The following is a 22,101-nucleotide window of genomic DNA, read 5'->3' on the forward strand; positions in this document are numbered from 1 at the left end:
CAATTTCATAATGCATCCAATTTTTGTTTGGAAAAGGATATCAATTCTTCAAAAAAGGAAGTGAATTCAGCTTCAAATTCTTCATAAAATTCTTCGAGCTCCGCAACGGCCAGATTCATTTTTGAAACACCTTTGGTCCTCACGTTCATTTGTGCCAATATTTTTCCAATTCCATCAACCGTAGCATAGCTTAGCAGCCAGTTATCGGCAATCATATAAGGCATCATGCGTTGAATTCTAGCAGGAAGTATTGTGAAATTTTCCTTGAGCAGTTCATAAAAGTTCTGCACATATTCATCTAAAGGCTCTTCAGAATATTTGCTCCAGTTTTTCGCCAAAAAATGATCGTAAAGTATATCTACAATTACGCCGCTGTAGTGACTATAATTTTTGTGAAGCCGCGCCGTGCTTTGGTGCACGGTAGGGTGGGAGTCTGTAAAACTGTCTATACCGCGATGCAGTAAAATTCCTTTTGCTATGGCCGGCGGAAACTTTAAATAACGCTTTCCCTTGATGCCATCGGCTATAAAGTTGCCGATTATAACTTCTTCTTCATCGCCGGAAAGATAGATGTGGGCTAAAAAATTCATTCAATAAATATATGTATTTTTGGACTGTAAAAACTGAAAATTGAACAGGTTACCCAATTTGGACCCATTGCGGTTTTTTCTTGCTTCCCTAGTGTTGCTCTTTCACTTGCCCCAACTTTCCGCTAATCAGGGACTTCCTTATTTTGATGGACTTCCCATCTATCATCGCGGTTTGGAGGCGGTCTATATGTTTTTTGTTCTCAGTGGTTTTTTGATAATTCGGCTTATTTATCGCGCAAAAATCAGGGATGCTTTCTCCATAAAAGATTTTTATATAAGAAGGATTCTGAGGATTTTCCCATTGTATTATCTCGTTTTGGGTTTTGGGTTGTTTTTTTATAATGTGATTTTACCTTTTTTAAATATTCCTTTTGAAATAAACTACACTTGGAAAGAAGCCTTGTTTTACAACATTTTCTTTCTTCCAAATGTATTCGCAAATGTTTACGAACCCGGCGGAATATTGGAAATACTTTGGTCAATTGGCATAGAGGAACAATTCTATCTTTTGATTGCGCCTTTGTTATTTTTCATTAATGTGAAATGGATTCTGCGAATACTAAGCGCCCTGCTAATTGGCTATTTCATCATTTATTGGTCTGATGTTTTTGAGGCACTTCAGCAGTATTTATTCGTGTTTTTCTATCTCTTCACCGGCGGCGTAATTGCGATACTTGAAGAAAAGAAAAAGCTGGAGTTTTTGAAGCGTTCGGCAGTTTTTCCATTAATGGTGTGTATTGCCACATTGCTTTTTTTCGTAACAGATCTGTTTCATTTTGAACCGTTATGGCTACATTCTTTATTGACCTGTTTGCTGTTCGGTTTGTTTATTCATTCGCTGGCTTTCAATAGTCGGGGAGTGGAAGTGAACAATAAACTGTTGCATCATTTCGGAAGTATTTCCTACGGAATCTATATGTTTCACGCCATTGTTTTAAACGCGGTTGTATTTTTATTTCTGAAATTGGAAATGCTACAAAACCTTAATGAAACTTTAACCATAATTTTATTGCATCTGCTTACTTTCGCAGGAACACTTTTAATAGCTCATTTATCTTACACTTACTTTGAGCTCTACTTTTTAAAATTGAAAAATAAATTCAGAAAATGACAGAGGAATTACGATTTTAGAAGTACGATTTACGATTATTAATCTATTAACAATTATCAGCTTTAAAAAATGACATTAATTAAATCTATATCTGGCATCCGTGGTACTATCGGCGGTTTACAAAGCGAAAACTTAACCCCAATTGACACGGTAAAATATGCCGCTGCCTACGGAAGCTGGGTAAAACAGCAACGCAATAAAGAAAACTATAAAGTGATCGTGGGTCGCGATGCGAGAATTTCAGGCGAAATGATCCAACAATTAGTAATGAATACGCTCGTTGGGATGGGTATTACCGTAATTGATTTAAACCTTTCAACCACGCCCACTGTTGAAATGGCGGTAATAATGGAGCACGCAGATGGCGGAATTATTCTCACCGCAAGCCACAACCCAAAACAGTGGAACGCTCTGAAATTGTTAAATAATAAAGGAGAATTTTTAAATGCGGAAGCCGGACAACAAATCCTTGATATTGCTGAAGCAGGAAATATTGAATTTGCCGAAGTTGATAATTTGGGCGAAATCCACAAAAACGATGCTTATATCGACTTGCATATAGACGAAATATTAGAGTTGCAATTGGTAAACGCAGAAGCAATTAAAAGTTCCGGTTTTAAAGTTGTTGTAGATGCGGTAAACTCTACTGGAGGAATCGCGGTTCCATTACTTTTAGATGCTTTGGGCGTTCAAACAGTAAAGTTGCATTGCATACCAAATGGTGAATTCCCTCATAATCCTGAACCTCTAAAAGAGCATTTGGGCGATCTGATGAAAATGGTGGTAGACGAACATGCAGACTTCGGAATTGTGGTAGACCCCGATGTGGACCGTCTAGCTTTTGTAGATGAAAAAGGCGAAATGTTTGGCGAGGAATATACGCTGGTTGCGGTTGCAGATTATGTTTTGCAGAATACACCTGGAAATACGGTGAGCAATATGTCGTCCTCACGAGCTTTACGAGATATAACCGAAAAACACGGGGGAACTTACACGGCGAGTGCTGTGGGCGAAGTGAATGTAGTTGAAAAAATGAAAGCGACCAAAGCAGTAATTGGTGGCGAAGGGAATGGCGGTATCATTTATCCAGAGCTCCATTACGGCCGTGATAGTTTGGTGGGAATCGCTTTGTTTTTAAGCTTTTTGGCTGAAGAAAAAATAGCTGTTAGCGAACTTCGAAAAAAATATACCGCTTATTTTATGAGCAAAAAGAAAATTGAATTAACTCCACAATTGGATGTTGACGCAATCTTAAAAGCGATGGAAGCGAAGTATTTAAATGAGAAAATAGACACGATTGATGGCGTGAAAATAGACTTTGCAGAAAACTGGGTTCATCTTAGAAAATCAAATACAGAACCGATTATTAGAATTTACACTGAAGCTAAAAGTCAGGAAGAAGCAGATGCTTTGGCGGATAGGATTATTAGGGAAATTGAGGGAATTGCGTTTTCGTCCTGAAATATGGTCATAGGTTAAATTGATTTTATGCCATTAATTTATATGTTATATACGTATGTTGTAAAACGTGCTTTTATCAGACTTCAATTGAAATATTAACTTTTCCGCCAAGTCCTTTTTCTACGATGTCAAATAATGTTTTTAAAGTCAGATTACTGCCATTATTTTCCACGCGCGAAATGTAAGTCCGCTTTTTGTCAATCAGTTCGCCAAGTTGTTCTTGAGTCAGATTTTTTTCTTCTCGTGCATTTCGTAAGAGTAAACCGATTTTGAATGATTCAAAATCTCTATCAAGCTCATCTCTGCGTTCAGTTCCTTTTTTTCCGTAAACTGTATTCTTTATTTCTTTCCAACTTTTAGTTTCCATTGCTTTTGTTTTTTTCTTCGTAATACTCTTTCATTAATCGGACTGCTTTATCGATTTCTTTTTGCGGCGTTTTCTGCGACTTTTTAGTAAATCCGTTTAAGAGTATAACTAATTTACCTTTGTCGAAGAAGCAAAAAACTCGCCAAATATTCGAACCTAATTTTATTCGGGCTTCGAATAGTCCTTTATGGGTTTTCATTGGTGCCAAATATGTTTTCGGCACGTGCTGATAGGTTTCGATAATTTCAATGACCTTAAAAATTTTGTGCTGAACCTTTTTCGGTTGAGCAAGCAGAAACTCACAGGTTAAGGAATTTCCGTAATTTCATGGTATGCAAGGAAAAAAGATATACCAAGAAAAGCTCTTCAACTCTTTCAGTCTCAGCTCCCGTGTTCCTGAGAACAATTTCTACCGTCGTTTGAAAGAAGCGTGCAACTTTGATTTTTTATATACCCTTACGGAAGATTTTTATGGCTCCAGCGGACAGAAGAGTATAGATCCCGTTGTGTTTTTCAAACTATGCTTGGTCGGCTATTTAGAGAACATCATCAGTGATCGCAAGCTGATTGACCATTGTTCCATGCGCCTTGATATCATGTATTTCGTGGGGTATGATATTGATGAGGAGTTTCCTTGGCACAGTACCATTAGCCGCACACGCCAATTATTTCCAGAATCAATTTTTGAATCCGTTTTTACAAAAGTCTTACAGCTTTGCATAGAAAGAGGGATGGTCAGCGGCCACACACAGACTATAGATTCCGCTCCTGTTAAGGCCAATGCGAGTATGGATACTCTGGAGCTTAAAGTTCCGGAAGAAGATCTTGACAGCCATCTTCGCCGCGTTCGCCATATCAGTGCGATGGACAAGGAACAGCCGCTGCGCAAATCCAAAGAGAATAAGGCAGATGACAGTCAGCGCAGTATTACTGCAAGCCAGAGAGAACTGGATGCCATAAAGAGCCGCACCAAACGCTGGAGCAAGGATCAGGACCAACGTCCCGGGGCAGGCAATAAGGGCAGCAAGTATACCAGTAACAAGACCCATTACAGCCCCACCGATCCTGATGCGCGCATAAGCGTAAAACCTGGGAAGGCCAGGAAACTAAATTATCTGAGCCAGCTAAATGTAGATATAGCGCACCACGTAATAACAGATATACAAGCATACCACGCAGATGGTAAGGATAGCCAACAGTTGGCAGACATTGTAAAGCGTCTTCAAGGCCGTCTGTGGCGGGAAGGCCTAGTGTTTACGAACTGTGTAGCAGATACTGGCTACAGTAGCGGAGAGAACTATGCGTTTTTAGAATCTCGCGGATTAAAAAGTTTCATTCCGCCCCACGGTACTTATAAGGGCGGTCCCGATAAGTTTACGTACGTGGAAGAAGGTGATTATTATCTGTGCCCAATGGATAAGGTAATCCCATTTAAGAAAGTGTTCTTGGACAGCCGCACAAAAACTAAAAAGAAGGCGTACCGAGCCTCAAGTATACTATGTAAAGGATGTGCGCTTAGAGCGCGCTGCCTAGGAAAAGTAAATGAGAAACAATTTACCGTGACCTATTACAGGGCAGAATATGAACGTAACGTTGAACGTGTAGCGAGCAAAGAAGGACGGTATCTAAAGAGCAAGAGACAGAGTACCGTGCAACCCGTTTTTGGAACACTTACCCAGTTTATGGGACTGCGGAAAATCAATACAATAGGAATAAGGCAAGCAAATAAAGTAATGCACTTATCTGCAATCGCTTATAATTTAAAGAAATATTTGAAATTTGATCAAAACCGAGCGAAAAGTGGGGCGGGATTCGCTGTTTATTCTGTATTTGAAAAAATGATGTTATATGGTTTAAAAATAGTGCACTTAATACACTCAAATCATAAAATGTATGCTGGTATTTAAAAAATAAACCGCTCTTAAAACAGCTTATTTAAGGTCAGCTTTATGAAAATTATAGTGTTGTGCAACGGTTACCTTTGTTCTACACCGTTTTTGTACGACCGAGTAAGCCTTTTATCGGATAAATATTTTCCAAAACAAAAGTTAATTTCGCACGTTTCTTTCCTACTTCATTAAATTGTTTAATCAGATTGACTGTAAAAGTAGTGCCCGTTTTTTCGTCACTCACGAGATTAATATCCCCACCGTGAGCCTCAGCAACAATTTGTGTTAATGTCAAGCCCATTCCCCAACTACCTGAAACCGATTTTTTACCCCTTTTTGCACTTCCCATAAATTTGAATATCTGCTGTTGTTTGGAAAGAGGAATAGGATTACCCCAATTATGTACCTTAATTGCGACCGCATCTTCTTCATCTTCTATTGAAATTGTAATTGGTTTTTTCTTATCTCCATATTTAACAGCGTTACCAATGAGATTTTCAAGTAATCTTTTAATAGCAGTACTGTCAAAAATCCCTTCTATTTTCTCAACCTTACAATCTAACTTTATATCATTGGTATAAACATCCTTGCTTTCGGCGTGAACCCATTTAATATCTTTAAGTAAATCTGTATTTTCAAAATTTAACATCATCCCTTCGCCAGCTTTAATGGTTATTCCATCCATAAGGCCTTCGATCAAGCTTATGGCTTTCTTTACACCACGTTGAGCTGCTATTCTTGTTTTTTCAGCCCATTTTCCAGTCTTGTCCTGTTCCATCATTTCTAAAGATAATTGGGCAGCCGAAAGTGGGTTACGAATGTCGTGTGCAACAGTACCAATTAATTTTTCCTGCATATCCTGTATGGAACGTGAAAATGAACCTACGGATTTTAGTATCGAGGTTTCGATGACATATTTGAGCAAATCTGAAATCTTTTCATTATATCCATTGTGGGAAATGAGGAATTCACTCAATGTACGATGAAAGATTATATATTCGTGTACAATCTGTTCAACAGTATAATGGGCTGTAATTGCACGTTGCTTGCCGTGTATTTCGCTGCTTTTAAGGATTTCTATATATTTTTTATCCTTACTTACATCCTTCATTTTATCATATCGTATCATTAGTTTAGCGATATCGTTTATGAGATCAGGCAGATGGTTGTATAAAGCAATTGAGTCAGATTCCTTACTTGCTATGACTTCTTGCACAACTTGGTTCTGCCAGATTTTCATAATTTCCGCATTGTTTTCTCGAAGAATTCTCGCTGTTTCAATCATTATAGTAAAGTTTTTTTCAAATGGTGCAGAACGCGTTATATACTAACATTTATCAATGTTATCCCGGAAATAGGTCAGGATAAGTCATTCTTTTTGTTACCGTTATCCCGTAAAGATAAATTTTTTATCGCATTATCCGAGGGACTGTTTATTTCCAATATCCTTAATTATTCCGAAGCTTCCACCGTTTATGCGACCATAAATAATACTCAGGTTTTTCTCGAATCTGTGCTTCCAAAGCATCAAAAAACATACGCGTAATCTGAAAATCCGGATATTCTTTTGGATTGTCTACCATAGGGACAAAAGTAGCTGTGTAATAACCTCGCTTCACTTTTTCAACTTTAAGATAGAGTACGGAAAAATCTAGTTTTTTAGCCAATTCCTCAGTTCCGGTAAACACTGGCACGTCAATTCCCATAAACCGGTCGCGGTGCTTGAAAGCACCGAGCTTTGGGGTTTGGTCTGAAAGTATATACGTTAGCGTTTTAATTCCTTTCTTCCACTTTCTGAAAAGAACGGGCACAATCTTTTTATTGCTTACAATAATACCACCAAAGTGTTCGCGCGTCTTTTTCACCAAAGCATCAAATTGTTTGCTGCCCAATGGTTTGTAAACAGCGTGGGCTTGATGTTGCATCAATTTGTTTAAAATGCCACTCCATTCCCAATTGCCGTAATGGCCTGCCATTAAAAGAATACTACGGTCATTTTTATAATATGGATCCAGTATTTCCGCATTTGTAACTACAAAACGCTTTCTTATTTCCTTTTCAGAAATGGTAAAGGATTTTAAGGTTTCAAAAATAATATCGCAGAGATGCTTAAAGAATTTTTGCGCAATTAGATTGCGTTCTTCCTGTGTTTTTTCAGGAAAAACCAACACCAGATTATCCTTCACAACTTTTTTACGATAGCCCACAACATAATATACCAAAAAATACAGAGCGGTAGATTTGATGTACAAAATGCGCATCGGCAAGATGGAAAGCAGCCAAAGAATTGGATATGCCAGTATATAAAGCAATCTTTGCATAGGAGTTGTTATCGCAAAACTAATTAAATAAATGTTCAATGTTCAATGTTCAATGTTCAATATTCAACATTGAAGGTAGCTGAGTATTTTGAAAGTATCAAAAATATCAATTATTTATATGTTATTTTGCTTTCAAAACGCATTGAAGCCAGTGTTCAATTCAAAACCTACAATTAACTTTTAACAATTAACTCTTTAACCGCATATGCAAAACTTAGATATTGCAACTATCGTAATCATCGCTGCCAACGTAATCATCTCTATGAAAGGCTTCAATGATTTAGCCTTTTTTGAGAAATACAAATTCAATATTGCAGGAATCCGGCGAGGGGAGCAGATACGGATGTTCAGTTCAGCGTTTTTGCACGCAGATTTTTCGCATTTGCTTTTCAATATGCTTACGCTTTACTTTTTTGCCCCCGTGGTCATTATGAGCGTTGGAGTAACTTATTTTGTGATAATTTACGTAGGCAGCCTTATTGTGGGAAATCTGCTTTCCTACTATTTCCACAAAGATGAATATCACTATAGCGCAATAGGGGCTAGTGGTGCGGTGATGGGAGTATTGTATTCAGCTATTTTGTTTTTTCCAGATATGGGGCTGTATTTATTTTTTATACCCATCCCTATTCCTGCTTGGCTTTTTGGGATGGCATATTTGCTGTATTCTATCTACGGAATGAAAAAAAGATTGGGGAATATTGGTCACGATGCCCACATTGGCGGCGCAGTTGGGGGTTATGTTCTAACCTTAGCTTTTGCACCCTCACTGTTTGAAACCAGTTTGTGGATTGTTGTATTACTGGCAATTCCCTTAATTCTTTTATTCATACTGCATAAATTAGGTAAGTTATAAAGTAGAGACAAGAGACAAGAGAACAGAGAAAAGAATGCTGTTGTTAGATAAATTCGTGGCATATTTCTGGAAATATTTGTTTTAGATAAACACTTAAAGGCATAAAGCCCTCACGCAGAAAAATCTTAAAAAACTTTTAAACCCATAAACCCATAAACTCATAAACTCATAAACTAAGCCCTAATATATAGGCAAACTAACATTAACTACAAAACACTAAAAAAAATTATGAAAACGATGAAAACCCTTTTAATCTTCGCAATAACAACCACAACTATGATGGCGCAAAACACATTACAGCAACCTACAATAGACGTTGCAGGCGAAGGTATTGTTCGTGTAGTTCCAGATGAAGTTACTATCAATATCCGTGTTGAAAACACAGGCGAAAACACCAAAACACTGAAAGAACAAAACGATGCAACCATAAGCGAGGTTTTAAAATTTCTAAAAAAAATGGATATCGCAGATAAAGATGTGCGTACGGAATATATGAACCTCAACAAGAATTATGATTATAATAGCAAGACGTACACCTTTGCTGCCAATCAGTCACTTTCTGTAAAGTTGCGCGATTTGAAAAAATATGAAGCAGTAATGAAGGGACTTATTGATACTGGAATTAACAGAATAGACGGTGTTAATTTTTCATCCTCAAAAGAAGAAACTTTAAAAAGCGAAGCCCGTAAAAAAGCGGTGGAAAATGCACTGATGAAAGCTAAGGAATACGTCGCAGTTCTAAATCAAAGCGTAGGCAAAGCTGTTTCAATCAGTGAGTTTAATGATACATCCGGGCCGCGTCCCATGTACAAAATGGCAATGATGGATTCTTCCGAAAGTGGAGGCAATCAAACCATTTCCCTCGGCGAGATGGAAATCAAAACAACTGTAAACGTAAGCTTTCTGCTGAATTGAGTTTATGGGTTTGAAAGTTTATGAGTTTATGGGTTTATGGGTTTATGAGTTTATGAGTTTATGGGTTTAATTCAATAGACTCTAATTCAGAATTATAATCAAAAGAAAAAGACTCAGTTCCAACTTTGGAACTGAGTCTTTTTAATTTTGTCTATCCTCTAGCCTCTAGCCTCTAGCCTCTAGCCTCTAGCCTCTAGCCTCTAGCCTCTAGCCTCTAGCCTCTAGCCTCTAGCCTCTATTGTCCCTCAAAAAGCGTAGCAATCTTTGCTTCCAAAGCTGCACCGCGAAGGTCTTTATCGATAATCATTCCGTTTTCATCAAGAAGAAAGGTAGCAGGAATAGAGCGAACATTGTATTGCACTGCAATAGGATCTTGCCAAAACTGCAGGTTTGAAACGTGGTACCAGTCCATTTTATCGTCTTTTATAGCTTGTAACCATTTATCCTTTTGTTCTGCTTTATCTAAAGAAACGCTTATGATATTCAGGCCTTTATCATGATATTCGTTGTAAACTTTTACAACATTTGGATTTTCAATACGGCAAGGTTTGCACCAAGAAGCCCAAAAGTCAATAATAGTGTACTTGCCCAAGGCATCTTTTAAGGACATTGTTTCGCCCGATGGTGTAGGGGCGCTAAAATTTGGTGCGGCACTCCCTACTTCGGCTTTTTTCATTGTTTCAAGATTTGTTTTTAGGTCTTGAACAATTTCAGAAGAAGCAATTTTTGGATGTAGTTTTTCCAAATGCTCTGAAGCCTCTTCCGGAGTAAGTTCCTTTCTGCCAACCATTTCAGAAATAAGCATTACTGCAAATAATGAGTTGCCGTTATCTTTTAAAAATTGCTTTTTGTATTCTGTTTCTTCACCTACTATATTCAAATTCTGACTTTGAATTTCTGCGATTGTTGCCGTATCGTTAGCCTGTCTAGCCTCGCGGAAACGCTCCATACTTGCTTGCTTTCTCTTATTGAAAGCAGTCATCTTATCAACAAAAGCACCATATGCCTCATTCTGCTTGCCTCCCGTAACACGAGATGCTTGAATGCTATCCTTGTAAATCGTAGCTTTCATATCTTCATTTTCTGGAAAATAAAGTATAGATCCATTTACTTCATTAAACCTTAAAAAGTTAAGGTTAGGCACGTCACTCTTAGGATAGGTTGCGGAAAATTTTCCTTCTGTCACCGCGATGGTATCAAGTATTTTTGGTTGTTTATTTTCTAAAGTATAAACATAGATCTCCGTGCCGTCTGCAAAGCCTACTGCGTCGCCCTCTAACTTGTAGGTGTTGGTTTCTTTATTGCAGGAAATTAATGCTATCGTTATAAGTGAAGCTAAAATGAGTCTCATAAATATGTATTTTTAAATTTTGGCAAAAGTAGCTGTTTATTCTCTCATTGTGCGAAATGAGCTAACTTTTTGTTATTTATTAACATTAGGCAGACATATTAACCCGTACTTTTATACCATAATGTTAACAGACAATATGAAAGAAGAAAAGAGAGATTTTCCAATGAAAATTAAGATAGGTTTCAAAAAGGTTTTTGATGCTTACAAGGAGAATACACCCGCATCTGAAGCAGAGCAAAAGCAGGCTGCTGCAATGCTTTCGATTGAAAAGAAATTTCCCGAATTATCTTCTGGAATAACTAATTTTAAAGAACTTAAAGATTACAGAGAACAAATTGATACTATCTTAAACCCGTTGTTTCCTTCGGTATTGAAAGATAACGAGATTAAGTTTGCCACCATTCCCTTTCAGGAGATGGCTTTCAAGAGTACACAACGCTATAAAAATATAATAAAAGCCGCCGGCGCTGATTTTTCTCCTGATATAATCAATTTTGATGAAGATCAGTTTTACATCATGGGGTGTAGCATTATATTGGGTCATTACTATGACAGAAAAGTAGATTTTAGACGTTCCTATTACTACAATATCCCAGACGAACGGGGAATGATAAAGAATTATAGACTGCTCTATAATGCAGATTTTGTGGATATTCTGAAAACCTCCAAAGCCAAGGATATTACAGAAGAAGATATTAACGAGCTATTGGAAAGTTTTGAGGATGTTTCCGTTTGGAAAGAAAAATTCCCGCCGGAAAGCTGGATTTTCAACGGCTTCGTGATCGCTTCGCTTACAGATGTTACGCTAAATGTTTCTATTTCAGATTTCAAGACAAATTTACTCCGTTTAGAAAAGAATGGAGGTTTTGAAAATACCGAATTCAGCCGCATTTTCCGTTCAATATTTGATCTTAGAGATTTGATGATCGGTTTTACCGATTATAATGAAGAATCCGAGACTTTTGAGAGAACACTTTTTCAAGAAATTTCAAGTTTTATCCTCAACGATAAACAATCGGAGTTGAGCAAGGATGCGCTTTGTAGCGCTTCGTATTATACGCTTTTCAAACAAAAAGAATTTTATTGTGTTACCGATGCCGAGCGCTACCATAAGTTGTATCCAGATAATTTGCTCTATAAGAAGATGCTGGATCAGGGAATGAAGAGCGCCGTTTTTGCTTCTATTGTTTTTAATGATAAAATCTTGGGGGTCCTGGAACTGGTGTCTCCCAATGCAAATGATCTAAACACCATTAACGCCAATAAGTTGCGTGATGTTATGCCGTTTCTTGTAGACGCTGTAGTACGTTCCAAAGAAAACCTTGAGAACGAACTTGAACTTATAATTCAAGAGGAATGTACAGCAATCCATAGCAGCGTTCACTGGAAATTTCGCCAAGAGGCAAAAAGATATTTGAATTCCATGAATGAAGGAAATCCTACCTTTTTTAAGGAAGTAGTTTTTGAGGATATCTATCCATTATATGGACAGACCGACATAAAAGGATCTTCCGATGCCCGTAACGAAGCCACCAAGCAGGATCTCATGCTTCAACTTACTTACATTGACGAGCTTTTAAAAAAACTATCGAACCAAAGTTCACTGCCCATCTTTGAACAGATGAAGTTCACTATAGCAAGTTTTTCAAAAGAAATTGAAGAAAACTTACAAGTAGATACCGAGCGGAAGATTATGAATTTTATCTCTTCGGAAATAACACCGTTTTTTAAGCACATAAGGCAGCGAAATGAAACGCACAAGGAATGGGTTGATGATTACCATCAATTGATAGATATAAATACTGGCTTTGTTTATAAATACCGAAGGGATTATGACGAATCGGTAATGATTATCAACAAAAGGTTGGCGGCGGTTTTGGACAAAAAACAACAGGAAGCACAAAAGATGCATCCGCACTATTTTGAGCGCTTTAAAACAGATGGCGTTGAACACAACATGTATATTGGACAAGCAATAACCAAGGAAAAGTCTTTCAATAAAATATATTTGAAAAACCTAAAATTGTGGCAACTACAGGTTATGTGCGAAATGGAAAACAGCTTTTACCGCTTTAAGGATTCACTGCCCATAAACCTAGATGTAGCTTCTATGATTTTGGCGTTTAATGGATCGCTTTCACTGCGTTTTCGCATGGATGAAAAACGCTTTGATGTAGATGGAACTTACAATGCCCGCTATGAAGTTGTAAAAAAACGTGTGGATAAAGCAAATATAAAAGGCACCGAGAACCGAATAACTCAGCCAGGCAAAATAGCAATCATATACTCCCAAAAAGAGGACGAAGAGGAATATTTAAAGTATATTCATTTTCTTCAATATCAAAAAATGCTTGATGAGGAAATAGAACTCTTGGAACTTGAGGATCTTCAAGGTGTGACGGGCCTAAAGGCATTGCGTGTAAAAGTACTTTACAGCAAGAGCAACGACAAGATTAAGGAATATTATACCTATGAGGATTTAATCTCTCAATTAGAGAATTAAATTTACATTTCCATATAAAAGAATGCAGCAAAGGACACTAAAGAAATAATTGTTCCTGCCACAAATATGGTATAGGTAAGTCTTAGAATTCTATATTTTCTGTCCAGAACTTTTCCTAAGAAATATAAATCCTTAGTGAGCGATTTGTAAACGTAGCTCTGGTCTTTTAAAAGTTCTTCAATAGCCCATTCATATTGCTCCAGTTCCATTTTATGGAAATTTCCGAAGAAGGTTAAATTCACGCTTTTATTGGCAACATCTTCTTTAGTAAACTCACCACGCGTTACGTTTGGGCGGGTTGCAATTACTGCGAGAATCATTGTGATAGCACTAAATAAAACAAATATAGCGGTAGGAATTATTAAATAATTGTTGTTATCCAATTTTGAAATAAGATTGGAAAGCACCAACGAAATAATAATTGCATTCACCGAAAGCATTATGTTTGCTTTAGTATCTGCAATATCGCTGAGCTTCATATGGTTTCGCAGGGCTGTTCTGTAAAAAGTCTGTATGCCGCGCTCTGGACTATCGTTTTTGTATTTTGCTTTTAGTTGTGCCTTTACGCGCTCCTTTTGGATTTTCGCTTTGTGTTTTTTTCGATCACTTAGTAGGTCGGCCAGGTTTTCCTCTTTCACTGGCTGCCAATTTTTTAATGCGTAGTCTGTGTAGAATTGGTGATCTTCCACCAATACTTTTATATTTTCATCCAGCCATTCCTTTGAGGTATAGTTATGTACATTTTGGAATAAAAATTCCTGCCGCAGAAACTCGCTGGCCTCTTCAAAATAATCTTTGCCGAAATGTGAGGAATCTGCATCGCGAATTGCTTTTTCAATCTCTGTTTCTGGAACGGTATTCTTAAATTTTGTAGCGAGAATGCATTTTTCAACACCCGTTATAATTTCTTTATCAGCCTTATTTTCCTCTAGGAATTTCCGTGCAATTTTTACGCCTTCTTCTTCATGGTTTTCTCGCCCTACAATGTAACCCGTGTCGTGCAACAGCGCTGCCAAACGCAGTATGGTAGCATCTTTAACATCAAATTGGGAGTTTTCAATAATTTCATTTATACTTTTATAAACACGTTTTGAATGGGTGTAATTGTGATAAACAAAGGTGTTTGGAAGCTCGTCTTTAAAAAGTTTGAAGATAAAATCGTCTGCCGCTTCAACAATTGTGCTCATAAATTTTTTTTAGGTATCCAAAGTAGTAAAAAATCAATCCACATAAATATATATGAATAAAATTAACATCATTATAACTTTTGTTGCCAGCGCATTTCTTACAGCTTGTGCAACTTATAATCCTCAATTCAAAGACTCAAATAACAGTACCTCCCAGAACCTAGCTGATGATAAAATAGACAAGACGTTTTATCTTATTGGCAACGTTGGAAATTCTGGTAGTGAGGCTTCAAAATCACTTCAATCCCTAAAAAAATATATCGCCGAGAATAATTCCAAAGATAGCTTCGTACTTTTCTTGGGCAATAGTTTTTATCCTTCAGGCATGCCACCAAAAAATGATGCAGAAAAGAAACAGGGTGAAAACAGTATGCAATTACAGATTGATGCCCTTCAGGATTTTAAAGGAAAAGTAGTTGTGCTTCCCGGAAACCGCGATTGGAAAGGTGGCGTTGACGGCCTGGAGCTGGAGGAAGATTTTCTTAAATCTCGTTTTAATGATGCAGATGTGCTTCAGCCAAATAACGGTTGTCCCTTAGAGAGTATAGACATCAATGACAATGTACATTTGCTCGCCTTAGATACCCAATGGTTTATTGAGGATTGGGACAAGAACCCAAAAATGAATGATAAATGCGACATAAAAAGCCGAGAAAGACTTTTTGTCGAAATAGAGGGCGAACTAAAGAAAAATGCCAATAAAACTATCGTTTTCGCTATGTATCACCCACTTATTACCTACGGCGAACACGGTGGTAAATATCCAGCCATCCACAAAGATTTTTTCAGCACTTTTATAAAACAGGTGAAAATTCAGGGGGCAATATCTAAGCAAGATCGTTATAATGAGCGGTACGATGATTTGATGGGTAGGTTAAAAGTACTTACAAAAGATATAGATCGTCTTGTTTTTGTTTCGGGTCAAGACCAATCTCTACAGTATAGCGAAGAAGGTTCTGTAAAGCAAATAGTTTCAGGCTCAGGTTCTGGCGCTACGGCGGCTTCTTTAGGTCAATTTGGACAATTTGTTTATGGTCACCAAGGTTTTGCCAAACTGGATGTTTCGAAAGATGGTGCTTCACAAGTTCAATTTTTTAAAGCTGAAGATAATGGCGTTTCCCAGATGATATTTCAGAAGAGAATACATCAGGCCAAGGAAAACTACGATGTATCAAAGCTTGCAGATGATTTTCCCAAAACTGTAAATTCACAAGTTTATAGTGACGAGCAGGTGGATAAATCAGGTTTTTACAAAGCAATTTGGGGCGATCATTACAGAGATATTTACGGAACAGAGGTTAGCGCAAAAACCGTTAACCTAGATACACTTTATGGCGGCCTGCAAGTTGTTCGCGCAGGCGGTGGTCACCAAACCCGCTCGCTGCGTTTGGAAGATAAGGATGGCCGCACCTATAATATGCGCGCATTAAAGAAAAGTGCCGTGCAATTTCTACAAACGGTAATTATAAAAGACAAAGAGATAGAAAACGACTTTCTAAACACCATACCTGAAGATTTAATTCTTGACTTCTACACCGCGGCGCATCCCTACGGTGCCTTTACAATCCCCAAGATGGCTGCGGCTGCGGATATTCTGCACACCAAGCCAAAACTTTATTATGTACCGAAACAAAAGGCGCTGGGCAATTTCAATGATAAATATGGAGACGAGCTTTATATGATCGTGGAAAGACCCGATGAAACTTTTACCGGACCAATTTTTAATTATCCCGATGATATGGAAAGTACGGACGATCTGCTGGCGAAGTTGCGCGAGGATGAGAAATATAAGTTAAATGAAAAAGCATATATCCGCGCGCGAGTTTTTGATATGTTGGTGGGCGATTGGGACAGACATAATGACCAATGGCGCTTTACACAACACGACAACGAGGACGGAAGCGTAACTTTTGACCCAATTCCACGAGATCGCGATCAAGTATATTCTAAATTTGATGGCGGACTATCTGGTTTGGCACGTGCTATATTTAGCACTGCAAGACAGTTTCAGGTATATGACGAGGAACTAAAACATACAAAATGGTTCAACGCTGCCGGAATAAAACTGGATCATGCATTGATTCAAAATTACGGAAAGGACGCTTGGCTGGAGGAAGCAACAATCATTCAGAATAGTATTACGGATCAAGTAATAGATAACGCTTTTAGCGACTTGCCGAAAGAAGTTCAGAATGAAACTGCTTCAGAAATGAAACAAAACCTGAAAGGAAGACGCGACAATATTGTGAAGATCGCGGAAGATTATTACAATTATTTCGCAAGGCTACAGACAATTACCGGAACCGATAAAGACGATTATTTCGAAATAACCCGTTTGCCCGACGGGATGACCAACATTAAAACCTACCGTATAAAAGACGGAAAGAAGGACGATTTGATGGTTGATCGTACTTTTGATGCCAATGAGACCAAGGAAATTTGGGTTTATGGTCTTGATGATGACGATATTTTTGAAGTGAAAGGGACTGGCAACCGACCAATTTTTATAAGGATAATTGGAGGCCAGAACAATGATACCTACAATATTGCCAATGGCAGAAAAGTGAAAGTGTATGATCAAAAAAGTAAAAAGAACACAGTAGCGGAAAAAGGCGGCGCCACTTTTAGATTCACTAACAATTACAAATTCAATACCTACGATTATAAAAAGCAGATACAAAGCGTAAATCTTTTTCTGCCTGCGCTAGGATATAATCCCGATGATGGTTTTAAAATTGGGCTATCTGATGTTTTTACGGTGAATGGTTTTCAAAGAAATCCCTTTTCGCAGCAACATAGAGTAGCGTTGGGATATTATTTTGCCACCAACAGTTTTGACGTGAATTACGAAGGTGAATTTGCAAACATTTTTGGAGATTGGAACTTTTTAATAGGCGGTTATTTCAAAAACCCGAACTTTTCCGAAAACTACTTCGGCTTCGGGAACGAAACTATTAATCCCGATTATGAGTTTGACTTTGAAAAAGATTACAACCGTGTTCGCATTGGCGGCTACGGCGGCTCTATAGGCGTTAAGAAGGATTCGCCTTTTGGAAGTATGTTTCAGTTTAAAGCCATTTTCGAAGGCATTGAGGTTGAAGAAACCTCAGATAGATTTATTACCGCACTAAACCCAAGTCCGATAGCGCTTGACGAAACTAAGTATTTTGTAACCGCGGAAGGAATGTACCAATATGAAAGTTTCGATAACAAAGTAAACCCAACGCGGGGGATGGATTTTAGTCTCGTTGCCGGGGGAACACAGAATGTGGAAGACTCCGAAAGAATTTTTGGTTATGTAAAACCACGAGTTATTTTTTACAACGCTTTAACGAACAATAGAAAATTAGTTTTGAAGACCGACGTTCGTGGACAATTCAACATCGGTAACAATTTTGAATTTTATCAAGGTGCGCAATTGGGCAGTGATACGGGGTTGCGCGCATATCGCAATGAAAGATTTACGGGAAGAAGCGCCGCAGTTGCGGGAGCAGATCTTCGCTATAGTTTCAATAAATTCAAAACGGCATTGATACCAATTCAGATTGGTGTTTTTGGAGGTTATGATGTAGGTAGGGTTTGGGTTCCGAATGACACTTCCGATGTTTTGCACAGTTCATACGGAGGCGGACTTTGGGTGAATACTTCAGATTTATTGAGCGGTACGTTTAATCTTTTCACTGGAGATGAAGGATTGCGCTTTACCTTTGGGCTGGCCTTTTCAATGTAATTATTTATGATTTTTAAAAAGCTCTATTTTTTAATTTTTGCAATTTTCCTTATTTCCTCTTGCGCCACGTACGCACCGCAGTTTAAGGATGCAAAGGCGAAGCCTGTATATCCTTCAAATAAGAAAATAGAAAAAACTTTTTATTTGGTTGGTGATGCAGGCCTGTCTCCTATGGGCGGGATGAATGGTGCGTTGGCAACTTTCAACAATTATCTTAAAACCGAAAAGGTAAAGGGAAATTATACAATTTATCTAGGTGACAATATTTATCCATCAGGGATGTATCCTCAAGGCCATCCACGTCGCAAGGAATCTGAAAATGCCATTGACGCCCAATACAAAGCTGTAAAAGAGTATGAAGGGCAGACCATTTTTATTCCCGGAAACCACGAATGGTACAACAATGGTGTACTAGGAGTTTTACGCGAAGAAAATTATGTGGAAGGCTTGTTTCCGGGGCAGGACGCTTTTCGGCCCAGCAATGGGTGTCCTTTGGAAAGCGTAGAAGTTTCTGAGGGTATTCAATTGATTATGATTGATACACAATGGTTTTTGGAAGACTGGAACAAGAACCCAACCATCAACGAAAAGTGCGATATAAAGACCCGTGAAAAATTCTTTCTTGAATTAGAACTGGAACTTCAAAACAACCAAAATAAAATGGTTGTTGTTGCCATGCACCACCCGATGTTTACCAATGGAAACCACGGTGGCTATTTCGCATTGGAAAAACATTTGTATCCCTTTCAGAAAAAAATACCGATGCCTTTACTTTCATCACTTGTAGTGCAAGTGCGTTCCCAAGGCGGGGTTTCTGTTCAGGATAGATATAATGAACTTTACAATAATTTGATGAATAGGCTGCAAGAGCTTGTGAAAAATAACGAACGATTGGTGTTCGCGTCGGGGCACGACCATAACTTGCAATATATTGAAAAGGATGGTCTCAGGCAGATTGTCTCAGGGGCTGGTGCCAAGCAATCTTATGCTGCCATTGGTCAAGATGGACTGTTTAGCACCGGTATGCAAGGATTTGCAGTTTTGGATGTTTTTGAAGATGGCTCGTCTTGGGTGCGTTATTTTGTAGAAGGCGAAAACTTTCAACCAAAGCTTCTCTTTGAAAAGGAAGTAATCCCAGCTCCAAAGAATCTAGATTTTACGGAATATCCCGAAATTTTTCCACAAGAGTATTCAGTTCCTATCTTTAAACAGGATAGCATCAACGAAGCCCTTTTTTTTAAGACAGTTTGGGGGGGCAAGTATAAAGATGCTTACTCTAAGCCGGTTACTGCAAAAGTGGCCTCTTTTGATACGCTATATGGAGGTCTGAGGGTTATTCAAGAAGATAAGGGGACAGACTATAATTCACTTTTGCTGACAGATAAAAATGGAAACCGCTACCGTATGCGGGCCATGGGTAAGAACGCACTTCAAGTTTCAAAAAAATTGGTTTTTGAGGATAATAAAAACCAGCCTTCAGATGAAGAAAAAGAGGATGTTCCTACGATGAAGGGACAGAGTGTGAATTTTTACACCGCCTCCCATCCCTATGCTATTATGGCTATCCCCGATATGGCTAGGGCGATAAATATATTTTATACCACCCCCCAATTATTCTACATTCCAAAGCAAAAAAGATTGGGCAATTACAACGATAATTTCGGGGACGATCTGTACCTAATTTCTATAGATCCTTCGGAAAAGAGCGAAGGCGAAGGAATATTTAAATATCCCGATGACGTGCAAGCCACGGACGATATTTTAATAAAACTCAGGAAAACTGGAAACGTACAAGTTGATGAAGAAAATTATATAAAATCCCGACTTTTTGATATGCTTATAGGCGATTGGGATCGCGAGCCAAACCACTGGAAATGGGCAGAATATTATAACCGATACAAGAAAAATGTATATGTGCCCATACCCACCAATCGGGACAATGCCTTCTCCAGTTTTGAAGGAAATATTCTTGACTATACGCGATCACTGTTCAATGGTAGTTTGGAATCGCACGTATATGGTGATAATTTGACCGATTTGGAATGGTTTAATAAAGAAGGTGTGATTTTAGACAGGGCACTGCTGGAAAACTCCGGTCGTGGGCAGTGGAAATACTTGGCAAAAGTAATACAGGATAGTATAACCGATGCCGTAATTGAAAATGCTTTTAGCAAGATTCCTTCTGAAGTACAGGATGAATCCTTAGAAGAAATAAAAGAAAAACTGAGAGGCCGAAAGAAAAACTTGGTCGAGATTGCAGATAGATATTACACGCACCTTTCTACTTTACAAACCATATTGGGAACTGATTATGACGATTTATTCGAAATAAGCAGACTGCCTGATGGAAGGACAAACGTGCGAAGTTTCACCACTATAAACGGAATAAAATCTGATACCTTAATCAATCGAACTTTTTCCAGGAAAGACACCAAAGAGATTTGGCTATACGGCCTCGCTGGGAAGGATAGGTTTATTGTGAAAGGGGAAGAGGAAAATTTAATATTCCTGCGCATCATAGGTGGGCAGGACGAAGATACTTTTGAATTGGAAGAAGGCAGAAGGGTAAAAGTTTACGATTATGATAGTATGCCCAATACCATTCAAGAAAAAAAGGGTGGAAGTGTTCGTTTAACTGATATCTACAATCTAAATACGTATGATTACAGAAAACAGATAGACCGTTCGCAAGGTTTGGTGTCTGCAATTGGTTACAATCCGGACGATGGTTTTCGCGCTGCGCTGCAGTACGCCTATAGGGTAGACAATTTTCAACGTAACCCATTCTCTCAGAAACACGTAGTTAATGCGGCGTATTTTACGGATATCAATAGTTTTGAAATTTCCTATTCTGGAGAATTCGCGAATATTAAAGACGACCTAAACCTCAGTTTTGGCGCAAGATATACTAGCCCTAATTATACAATGAATTTCTTCGGCTTCGGAAACGAAACCAAAAACTGGCAGGACGAGAAAGGTTACGAATACAATAGGGTAGAGGTGCAGCATATTTCGGGGAATGTTGGTTTGCTCCGCAATAGTAATTTCGGTAGCTTTTTTCAACTGCAAACTACCTTTGACGCTTTTGAAGTAAACAATTCAATAACCAATTTTATCAACAGGGTAAACGTTCAAAACAAAGGGGAAACCAATTACTTTGGTACCTTGGAGGGAATATATAACTATCGCAGCTTTGACGATCCGCTAAACCCTACCGTGGGAATGATGTTTGATTTAAACGCGGGCGTTACCGACAATCTGGAAGACGTGGATGACGTATTCGGCTTCTTAAAAACCCGACTTGGCTTTTATAATACCTTGGTAAGAAATAGAACCTTGGTTTTAAAGACCAATCTTAGATACCAATTAAACATTGGCGATAGGTATCAATTCTATCAGGCTGCAAATTTGGGCGGCGATAATGGTTTGAGGGGGTATAGGGAACATCGCTTTACTGGAAAGTCGTTTTTGGTGGGAAGTGCTGATCTTCGCTATAGTTTCCCAAAATTTAATATAGGCTTACTTCCGTTCCAGATTGGAATATATGGCGGTGCAGATCTGGGCAGGGTCTGGCTTCCCAACAGCGATTCCGAAAAATGGCACAACTCGAGAGGTGGCGGCTTTTGGATAAACGGCTCTGGCGGATTGAATGCCAATCTAAGCTTATTCAATTCCGAAGAAGGCTCTCGGCTGTCCTTTGGTTTAGGCTTTGACTTTTAGGGAATTAGTAATTAGTAGTGAGTAATTAGTAATTGGATAGACTGGAGTAAAAAGAATATAATTCAAAAAACTGGTAAGAAACCTTAGTTCCTTACCAGTT

General features: G+C 38.3%; 15 protein-coding genes. 8 read left to right on the forward strand and 7 right to left on the reverse strand.

Translation table 11 applies throughout. The annotated features are described in order from the left end of the window. Window positions 1-5: 5 nt before the first annotated feature. Entirely contained in the window at window positions 6-590 is a 585-nt protein-coding gene (locus tag ESV24_RS07540; RefSeq protein WP_111815772.1) for an acyl carrier protein phosphodiesterase, read from the reverse strand. A gap of 40 nt (window positions 591-630) precedes the next feature. Here ESV24_RS07540 and ESV24_RS07545 point away from each other — a divergent pair, with 40 nt between their 5' ends. Both ESV24_RS07545 and glmM read left to right on the forward strand, forming a co-directional pair. Continuing rightward, window positions 631-1,701 carry an acyltransferase family protein gene (locus ESV24_RS07545; RefSeq protein ID WP_111815773.1) on the forward strand — a complete coding sequence of 357 codons (1,071 nt, stop codon included), beginning with the start codon at window positions 631-633 and terminating at the stop codon, window positions 1,699-1,701. A gap of 69 nt (window positions 1,702-1,770) precedes the next feature. Then, window positions 1,771-3,162 carry a phosphoglucosamine mutase gene (gene glmM / locus ESV24_RS07550; RefSeq protein ID WP_111815774.1) on the forward strand — a complete coding sequence of 464 codons (1,392 nt, stop codon included), beginning with the start codon at window positions 1,771-1,773 and terminating at the stop codon, window positions 3,160-3,162. A gap of 76 nt (window positions 3,163-3,238) precedes the next feature. Here glmM and ESV24_RS07555 read toward each other — a convergent pair whose 3' ends face one another. Further along, a complete protein-coding gene (locus ESV24_RS07555) occupies window positions 3,239-3,529 on the reverse strand; it encodes a helix-turn-helix domain-containing protein (protein WP_015025859.1) in 291 nt (96 codons plus the stop codon). Further along, entirely contained in the window at window positions 3,519-3,824 is a 306-nt protein-coding gene (locus ESV24_RS07560) for a type II toxin-antitoxin system RelE/ParE family toxin (protein ID WP_111815775.1), read from the reverse strand. Before ESV24_RS07560 ends, ESV24_RS07555 begins: the two co-directional genes overlap by 11 nt. 37 nt (window positions 3,825-3,861) lie before the next feature. On the opposite strand from ESV24_RS07560, the gene ESV24_RS07565 reads away from it, so the two are divergent. Then, window positions 3,862-5,436: an IS1182 family transposase gene (locus ESV24_RS07565; RefSeq protein WP_235004010.1), complete on the forward strand. Its 1,575-nt coding sequence runs from the start codon at window positions 3,862-3,864 to the stop codon at window positions 5,434-5,436. 79 nt (window positions 5,437-5,515) lie between these two features. On the opposite strand, the gene ESV24_RS07570 is transcribed toward ESV24_RS07565, so the two are convergent. Together ESV24_RS07570 and ESV24_RS07575 are read right to left on the reverse strand one after the other, a co-directional pair. After that, a complete protein-coding gene (locus ESV24_RS07570) occupies window positions 5,516-6,703 on the reverse strand; it encodes a sensor histidine kinase (protein ID WP_111815776.1) in 1,188 nt (395 codons plus the stop codon). 163 nt (window positions 6,704-6,866) lie between these two features. After that, window positions 6,867-7,739 (reverse strand): lysophospholipid acyltransferase family protein, encoded by an 873-nt coding sequence (locus ESV24_RS07575; RefSeq protein ID WP_235004011.1) that lies wholly within the window; start codon window positions 7,737-7,739, stop codon window positions 6,867-6,869. A gap of 205 nt (window positions 7,740-7,944) precedes the next feature. On the opposite strand from ESV24_RS07575, the gene ESV24_RS07580 reads away from it, so the two are divergent. Beyond that, the gene (locus tag ESV24_RS07580; RefSeq protein WP_111815778.1) at window positions 7,945-8,595 is read left to right on the forward strand and encodes a rhomboid family intramembrane serine protease; all 651 of its coding nucleotides are present in this window, start codon (window positions 7,945-7,947) and stop codon (window positions 8,593-8,595) included. A gap of 237 nt (window positions 8,596-8,832) precedes the next feature. Continuing rightward, window positions 8,833-9,510: an SIMPL domain-containing protein gene (locus tag ESV24_RS07585; RefSeq protein WP_235004012.1), complete on the forward strand. Its 678-nt coding sequence runs from the start codon at window positions 8,833-8,835 to the stop codon at window positions 9,508-9,510. A 235-nt stretch (window positions 9,511-9,745) separates the two neighbouring features. On the opposite strand, the gene ESV24_RS07590 is transcribed toward ESV24_RS07585, so the two are convergent. After that, entirely contained in the window at window positions 9,746-10,861 is a 1,116-nt protein-coding gene (locus ESV24_RS07590; protein WP_111815780.1) for a TlpA disulfide reductase family protein, read from the reverse strand. 136 nt (window positions 10,862-10,997) lie between these two features. On the opposite strand from ESV24_RS07590, the gene ESV24_RS07595 reads away from it, so the two are divergent. Further along, complete coding sequence (locus ESV24_RS07595) at window positions 10,998-13,364, forward strand: GAF domain-containing protein (protein WP_111815822.1); 2,367 nt, start codon at window positions 10,998-11,000, stop codon at window positions 13,362-13,364. Window positions 13,365-13,366: 2 nt separating this feature from the next. Here the strand turns inward: ESV24_RS07595 and ESV24_RS07600 are convergent, their stop codons facing one another. Then, window positions 13,367-14,551 carry a Pycsar system effector family protein gene (locus ESV24_RS07600; protein WP_111815781.1) on the reverse strand — a complete coding sequence of 395 codons (1,185 nt, stop codon included), beginning with the start codon at window positions 14,549-14,551 and terminating at the stop codon, window positions 13,367-13,369. 52 nt (window positions 14,552-14,603) lie between these two features. On the opposite strand from ESV24_RS07600, the gene ESV24_RS07605 reads away from it, so the two are divergent. Together ESV24_RS07605 and ESV24_RS07610 are read left to right on the forward strand one after the other, a co-directional pair. After that, window positions 14,604-18,281 carry a bifunctional metallophosphoesterase/BamA family protein gene (locus ESV24_RS07605; RefSeq protein ID WP_111815782.1) on the forward strand — a complete coding sequence of 1,226 codons (3,678 nt, stop codon included), beginning with the start codon at window positions 14,604-14,606 and terminating at the stop codon, window positions 18,279-18,281. Between the two features lie 6 nt (window positions 18,282-18,287). After that, a complete protein-coding gene (locus ESV24_RS07610) occupies window positions 18,288-22,001 on the forward strand; it encodes a metallophosphoesterase (protein WP_111815783.1) in 3,714 nt (1,237 codons plus the stop codon). The last annotated feature ends 100 nt before the right edge of the window (window positions 22,002-22,101 follow it).

The organism is Aequorivita lipolytica (genome assembly GCF_007997135.1).
Lineage (GTDB): Bacteria > Bacteroidota > Bacteroidia > Flavobacteriales > Flavobacteriaceae > Aequorivita > Aequorivita lipolytica.

Coding starts and splice junctions, on each gene's coding strand:
- ESV24_RS07605 (WP_111815782.1), top strand. CDS start 14,604: ATGAATAAAATTAACATCATTATAACTTTTGTTGCCAGCGCATTTCTT.
- ESV24_RS07610 (WP_111815783.1), top strand. CDS start 18,288: ATGATTTTTAAAAAGCTCTATTTTTTAATTTTTGCAATTTTCCTTATT.
- glmM (WP_111815774.1), top strand. CDS start 1,771: ATGACATTAATTAAATCTATATCTGGCATCCGTGGTACTATCGGCGGT.
- ESV24_RS07555 (WP_015025859.1), bottom strand. CDS start 3,529: ATGGAAACTAAAAGTTGGAAAGAAATAAAGAATACAGTTTACGGAAAA.
- ESV24_RS07575 (WP_235004011.1), bottom strand. CDS start 7,739: ATGCAAAGATTGCTTTATATACTGGCATATCCAATTCTTTGGCTGCTT.
- ESV24_RS07580 (WP_111815778.1), top strand. CDS start 7,945: ATGCAAAACTTAGATATTGCAACTATCGTAATCATCGCTGCCAACGTA.
- ESV24_RS07565 (WP_235004010.1), top strand. CDS start 3,862: ATGCAAGGAAAAAAGATATACCAAGAAAAGCTCTTCAACTCTTTCAGT.
- ESV24_RS07595 (WP_111815822.1), top strand. CDS start 10,998: ATGAAAGAAGAAAAGAGAGATTTTCCAATGAAAATTAAGATAGGTTTC.
- ESV24_RS07540 (WP_111815772.1), bottom strand. CDS start 590: ATGAATTTTTTAGCCCACATCTATCTTTCCGGCGATGAAGAAGAAGTT.
- ESV24_RS07600 (WP_111815781.1), bottom strand. CDS start 14,551: ATGAGCACAATTGTTGAAGCGGCAGACGATTTTATCTTCAAACTTTTT.
- ESV24_RS07570 (WP_111815776.1), bottom strand. CDS start 6,703: ATGATTGAAACAGCGAGAATTCTTCGAGAAAACAATGCGGAAATTATG.
- ESV24_RS07585 (WP_235004012.1), top strand. CDS start 8,833: ATGAAAACCCTTTTAATCTTCGCAATAACAACCACAACTATGATGGCG.
- ESV24_RS07590 (WP_111815780.1), bottom strand. CDS start 10,861: ATGAGACTCATTTTAGCTTCACTTATAACGATAGCATTAATTTCCTGC.